Genomic DNA, 6,296 nt, shown 5'->3' with positions numbered 1-6,296 from the left:
TGGCCGACAACCTCACCACCCAGGTCCGCAACATCGCCCAGGTCGCCACCGCCGTCGCGCAGGGCGACCTGCGCAAGAAGATCGACGTGGACGCCCGGGGCGAGATCCTGGAGCTGAAGACCACGATCAACACGATGGTCGACACGCTCTCGTCCTTCTCCTCCGAGGTGACGCGCGTGGCCCGCGAGGTCGGCTCCGAGGGCCGCCTGGGAGGCCAGGCCGAGGTCGAGGGCGTGTACGGCACCTGGGAGCGGCTCACCAAGAACGTCAACGAGCTGGCCGGCAACCTGACCACCCAGGTCCGCGCCATCGCCGAGGTGGCCAGCGCGGTGGCGCAGGGAGACCTGAGCCGGTCGATCACGGTGGAGGCCAAGGGCGAGGTCGCCGAGCTCAAGAACAACGTCAACCTGATGGTGGCCAACCTGCGCGAGACCACCCGCGCCAAGGACTGGCTGGAGAGCAACCTCGCCCGCATCGCGGGGCTCATGCAGGGGCACCGGGACCTGATGGAGGTCGCCGACCTCCTGCTGAAGGAGATCACCCCGCTGGTGTCCGCGCAGTACGGCACCTTCTTCCTGGCCGAGCAGGGCGAGCGGAACGAGCCGGTGCTCCGCCTGATCGCCGGGTACGGCTCCACGCACGACTTCGGGACGACGGAGCCGGTCGTGTTCGGCCACGGCCTGGTCGGGCAGGCCGCCGTGGAGAAGAAGCGCATCCTCGTCGACGAGGTCCCGCCGGACTACGTCAAGATCACATCGGGGCTCGGCGCGGCCATCCCGGTGAGCGTCGTGATCCTCCCGATCCTCTTCGAGGACCACGTGCTGGGGGTCATCGAGCTGGCCTCCTTCAGCCGGTTCAGCGACGTGCACCTGGCCTTCTTCGACCAGTTCGTGGTCACCATCGGCGTCGCGATCAACACGATCATCGCGAACTCGCGCACCGAGGTGCTGCTGTCGGAGTCGCAGCGGCTGACGCAGCAGCTCCAGGAACGCTCCAACGAGCTGCAGCGGCAGCAGGCGGAGCTGCGGCGCTCCAACGCCTCCCTGGAGGAGAAGGCGCACCTGCTGGCCACCTCCTCGCGGTACAAGTCGGAGTTCCTGGCCAACATGTCCCACGAGCTGCGGACCCCGCTCAACAGCCTGCTCATCCTGGCGCGCCTGCTGGCCGACAACCCCGAGGGCAGGCTCGGCCCGCAGGAGGTCGAGTTCGCGACCACGATCTACCAGTCGGGCAGCGACCTGCTCCAGCTGATCAACGACATCCTCGACCTGTCCAAGATCGAGGCGGGCCGCATGGACGTGCGCCCGCAGATCGTCCCGCTGACCAAGCTGCTGGACTACGTCGAGACGACGTTCCGGCCGCTGACCGTCGACCGGGGACTGGTCTTCGAGGTCCAGGTCGGCCCGGGCGTCCCCAGAGACCTGTACGCCGACGAGCGCAGGATCCAGCAGATCCTGCGCAACCTGCTCTCCAACGCGGTCAAGTTCACCTCCTCCGGCGAGGTGCGGCTGCGGGTGGAGCACGTCGGCCGCGGGACCGGGACGGAGTTCGAGGAGGAGGCGCTGCGGGAGGCGGACGACGTGATCGCCTTCTCGGTGAGCGACACGGGGATCGGGATCGCCGCCGACAAGCTTCCGGTGATCTTCGGCGCCTTCCAGCAGGCCGACGGGACCACCAGCCGCAAGTACGGCGGGACCGGGCTGGGCCTGTCGATCAGCAGGGAGATCGCCCGGCTCCTCGGCGGGGAGATCCGCGCCGAGAGCGAGCTCGGCGTGGGGAGCACGTTCACCTTCTACGTCGCCCCCCGGTACGCCGGGCCGCCCCCGGGCGGGGACGAGCCCGAGCCGGTGTGGGAGCGGGAGGACGCGCCGGGCTCCATGAGCTCCGCGGGCCTCGCGGGCTTCGCGGAGTTCGCGGAGTCCGCCCCGGCGGCGGGCGAACAGGTCCACGCATCGACGGCGCGTTCCGCCCCCGCGGACGCCGAGGCCGCGTGGAGCGGGCGCGGCCAGGCGGGCGACGACCCGTGGCGCGTGCTGACCCGCCTCAGCGACCTGCAGCGGGGGCAGGTGGGAACGGTGCTGGGGAACAGAAGGGTGCTCATCGTCGACGACGACGTCCGCAACGTCTACGCGCTGGCCCACATGCTCGGGCGGCTCGGCATGGAGGTGCTCTACGCCGAGAACGGCAGGGAGGGGATCGACCGGCTGGAGGGCGAGGAGGGGATCTCGCTGGTCCTCATGGACGTGATGATGCCCGAGATGGATGGCTACGAGACGATCGAGGCGATCCGGGCGATGCCCCGGTTCGACCGGCTGCCCATCATCGCCCTGACCGCCAAGGCGATGCCCGGTGATCGGGAGAAAGCCATCGCCTGCGGGGCCTCCGCCTACGTCCCCAAGCCCGTCGACGCCGATCACCTCCTGGACGTGATGTGCGAGTGCCTGGCCGCGGTCTCCGAGGAGGTCACGTCATGAGGGGAGTCCGGCCGTGAGAGGAATGCGGTTGTGAGGGGAGTCCGGTCATGATGGGCAGGGAGCGCATTCTCCTGGTCGACGACCACGAGGCGAATCTGGTCGCGCTGGAGGCGATCCTGAACCCGCTGCGCAAGACGCTGGTCCGGGCCCGCTCCGGCGCGGAGGCGATGAAGGCGCTGCTCCGCGAGGACTTCGCGCTGGTGCTGCTGGATGTGATGATGCCCGGGATGGACGGCTTCGAGACGGCCTCCCACATCAAGCGCCTCGACCAGACCAAGGACGTCGCCATCATCTTCCTCACCGGGACGGAGAGCGATCCCGACCACACCTTCCGCGGCTACGTCGCCGGCGCCGTCGACTTCCTCACCAAGCCGTTCGACCCCTGGGTGCTGCGCGCCAAGGTGCAGGTGTTCCTGGACCTGCACCGCAAGACCCGGCAGCTGAAGGAGCAGGCGAACCTGCTGCAGACCCTGATCCGCCGGGCCGAGGCCGACGGCAGGGGCGCGGAATTGGTCGTCGAGCTGGCCGGGCGGCTGGCGGTGGTGGAGGAGCGGCTCTGCGCGCCGGGGCTGGAGGATCCGGAGGCCGCCAAGGAGCTGGCGGAGCAGGTGGCGATGGCGCGCCTGACCTGTGACGGGCTCGCCGAGCACTTCAGGCCGGTGGGCGGCGCCTGACTGTTGACCAAGCGCTCGTTTGGTTCATATGGTGGAGACTGGTTCCGTCCGGTTTGCCGGACGTGGCACACTGATGTACGGGAGTACACCCGGTGGGTGTGCGACCGAAGAGAGCAGCGTGCTCCGGGGTCGGTGAAAGTCCGAACCGGCGGTTAAAGTCCGCGACCCGGTCGAAGCCATCGACCGGTTGACTCGGTGAAATTCCGGGACCGACGGTTAAAGTCCGGATGGGAGGAAGCGCGCGAGCGGAGAGTGCCGTCCAGGCACCTCCGCCGACGGGAGTCTGTGCACCCGTCTCCCCGGGGCCCGCCGTGGCAGGAAGCTACTGGCGAGTAGGAGACCCGGGTTGAGCCAGCCGACCCCCAGCGACGGCGCATCGTCATCCGCCGGGCACCCCCGACGTCCGGGGTGCCCCGGACCCTCAACGCATTCCGCACCCGCAAGGCGCCCCGAGCGTCCCGCGCGCCCGGAGCGTCCCGCGCGCCTGGAGCGTCCCACGCGAGAGGCGGACCCCGCGCGCACGCGCGGGGCCGCCGCGCACGGGCGCGACCTCACCAGCCGGTGGCTCGCCTCGCCCCGAGGACATCACCCCCATCGGGCCGGACCCGCGTCCGAACACCCGGCCGGCACCCGTTAAGGAGCAGTGAGAATGTTCACCGGAATCATCGAAGAACTCGGGGAGATCTCCTCCGTCGAGCCGCTGCCGGACGCCGCCCGGCTGGCCGTCCGGGGCAAGGTCGTCACCGCCGACGCCCGGCACGGCGACTCCATCGCGGTCAACGGGGTCTGCCTCACCGTCGTGGAGACCGACGGCGAGGTGTTCACCGCCGACGTCATGAAGGAGACCCTGCGGCGCAGCAGCCTCGGCGCGCTGCGCCCCGGCTCCCCGGTCAACCTGGAGCGCGCGGTCCGCGCCGACCAGCGCCTCGGCGGGCACATCGTCCAGGGCCACGTGGACGGCACCGGCGTGCTGCTCTCGCGGGAACCCGCCGAGCACTGGGAGGTCGTGCGGATCTCGCTGCCGTCCGAGCTGAACCGCTACGTCGTCGAGAAGGGCTCCATCGCGGTGGACGGCGTCAGCCTCACCGTGGCCGGGGTGGACGGCGAGGCGTTCTCGGTCAGCCTGATCCCGACCACCCTGGAGCTGACCACCCTCGGGGCCAAGCAGCCCGGCGACCCGGTCAACCTCGAGGTCGACGTGATCGCCAAGCACGTGGAGAAGCTCGTCGGCGCCTACGGGCTGGGAGGTCAGGCGTGAACTGGACGGAGGCGGGATTCACCCTGCTGGGGACCAAGGTCCTCTGGACCGACCTGGTCGGCAACGTGGCCGCGCTGGCCACCGTGCTGCTGGCGATCCGCAAGTCCATCTGGACCTGGCCGGTGCAGCTGACCGGCTCGGTGCTGCTGCTGATCGCCTCGATCAGCGCCCACATCACCGGCAACGCCCTCAAGCAGGTCATGTTCGGGGCGCTGGCCGTCTACGGCTGGTGGAAGTGGGCGCGCGGCACCGAGGGCGGCCAGACGCTGGCCGTACGGCCGGCGACCGCGCGCGAACGGCTCGGCCTGGTCGCGGTCATGATCGTCGGCACGGCCGTGGTGGGCGTGCTGTTCTTCGTGTTCAAGCTGTCGTGGGGCGTGCACACGCCGGGAGTCAAGGGATACGCCCTCGTCGCCGCCGACGCCTACATCTTCGTCGGCAGCGCGGTCGCCACCTGGGCCCAGGGCCGGGCCCTGGTCGACTTCTGGATCGTCTGGGTCGCGGTGGACCTGGTCGGCGTGCCGCTGGCGTTCAGCTCCGGCCTCGTCGTCTCCGGGGCCGTCTACGGAATCTTCTTCGTGCTCGTTCTCGCAGGATTCGTCAACTGGCTCAAGGAGTACCGCTCCCGGGCCGTTCTCATCCCCAAGGAGGCCGTGTGACCATGCTGGACCCGATCGAGCGGGCGATCGCCGACATCCGTGACGGCAGACCCATCGTGGTCGTCGACGACGAGAACCGCGAGAACGAGGGCGACATCATCTTCGCCGCGGCCAAGGCCACGCCCGAGCTGCTGGCCTTCACCATCCGGCACACCAGCGGCGTCATCTGCGTGTCGATGCGCGGCGAGGACCTCGACCGGCTCGGCCTGCCGCTGATGGTCCACGACAACCGCGAGCGCATGCGCACGGCCTACACCATCAGCGTGGACGCCCGCGACGGCGTGACCACCGGCATCTCGGCCGCCGACCGCGCCAGGACCATCCGCACGCTGTGCGACTCGGCGACCGAGCCGTACGAGCTGGTCCGGCCCGGCCACGTCTTCCCGCTGCGCTACCGCGAGGGCGGCGTGCTGGTGCGGCGCGGTCACACGGAGGCGGCCGTGGACCTGGCCCGGCTGGCCGGGCTGAGCTCGGCGGGGGCGCTCGCCGAGGTCGTCAACGACGACGGGACCATGAAGCGCCTGCCGGAGCTGCGGGAGTTCTGCGACGAGCACGACCTGGCGCTGGTCTCCATCGAGCAGCTGGTGGAGTTCCGGCGCAGGACCGAGCGGATGGTGACCCGGGTCGCCGAGACGCTGATCCCCACCCGCCACGGAATGTGGCGCGCGTACGGCTACTCCAGCTCACTGGACGGCGGCGAGCACCTCGCCCTGGTCTACGGCGACCTCGACGACGGGGAGGACGTCCTGGTCCGGGCGCACTCCGAGTGCCTCACCGGCGACGTGCTCGGCTCGCTGCGGTGCGACTGCGGGGTGCAGCTGGAGCACGCGATGGCGCGGATCGCCGAGGAGGGACGCGGGGTCGTGGTCTACCTGCGCGGGCACGAGGGGCGCGGGATCGGGCTGCTGGCCAAGCTGCGGGCGTACGGCCTGCAGGACAACGGGAGCGACACCGTGGACGCCAACGTGGAACTCGGCCTGCCGGTGGACGCCCGCGAGTTCTCCAACGCCGGGCAGATGCTCGCCGATCTGGGCGTGAAGTCGATCCGGCTGCTGACCAACAACCCGGCCAAGATGCGCGGCATGGACGGCTACGGGGTCAAGGTGCTGGGCCGCGAGGCGACGCCGGTGGCGATGAACCCGTACAACAGGAAGTACCTGCTGGCCAAGCGTGACCGCCTGGGTCACGACATCCGGGAGGAGACGGTATGAGCGGGCGGAGCGAGCCGATC

Annotated in this window: 5 protein-coding genes and 1 riboswitch; all 5 genes read left to right on the top strand. The window is 70.3% G+C overall.

The window, feature by feature from the left end:
• Positions 1-2,474, top strand: a 2,474-nt coding sequence (locus Plo01_RS03125; RefSeq protein WP_203888920.1) for an ATP-binding protein, incomplete at its 5' end; no start/stop codon positions are given.
• A gap of 47 nt (positions 2,475-2,521) precedes the next feature.
• Positions 2,522-3,148, top strand: a complete 627-nt coding sequence (locus Plo01_RS03120; RefSeq protein WP_203888919.1) for a response regulator — start codon at positions 2,522-2,524, stop codon at positions 3,146-3,148.
• A 114-nt stretch (positions 3,149-3,262) separates the two neighbouring features.
• Positions 3,263-3,393, top strand: a riboswitch (FMN riboswitch).
• Positions 3,394-3,797: 404 nt separating this feature from the next.
• A complete protein-coding gene (locus Plo01_RS03115) occupies positions 3,798-4,406 on the top strand; it encodes a riboflavin synthase (RefSeq protein WP_203888918.1) in 609 nt (202 codons plus the stop codon).
• Positions 4,403-5,065 carry a nicotinamide mononucleotide transporter family protein gene (locus Plo01_RS03110; protein WP_203888917.1) on the top strand — a complete coding sequence of 221 codons (663 nt, stop codon included), beginning with the start codon at positions 4,403-4,405 and terminating at the stop codon, positions 5,063-5,065. The genes Plo01_RS03115 and Plo01_RS03110 overlap by 4 nt, the downstream gene beginning before the upstream one ends.
• A 2-nt stretch (positions 5,066-5,067) precedes the next feature.
• On the top strand, positions 5,068-6,276 hold the full coding sequence (locus Plo01_RS03105) for a bifunctional 3,4-dihydroxy-2-butanone-4-phosphate synthase/GTP cyclohydrolase II (protein ID WP_203888939.1): 1,209 nt from the start codon (positions 5,068-5,070) through the stop codon (positions 6,274-6,276).
• Positions 6,277-6,296 lie beyond the last annotated feature (20 nt).

The sequence above is a fragment of the Planobispora longispora genome (assembly GCF_016863135.1).
In the GTDB taxonomy this organism is placed as follows: domain Bacteria; phylum Actinomycetota; class Actinomycetes; order Streptosporangiales; family Streptosporangiaceae; genus Planobispora; species Planobispora longispora.
This window is presented reverse-complemented; position numbering and strand designations above follow the sequence as displayed.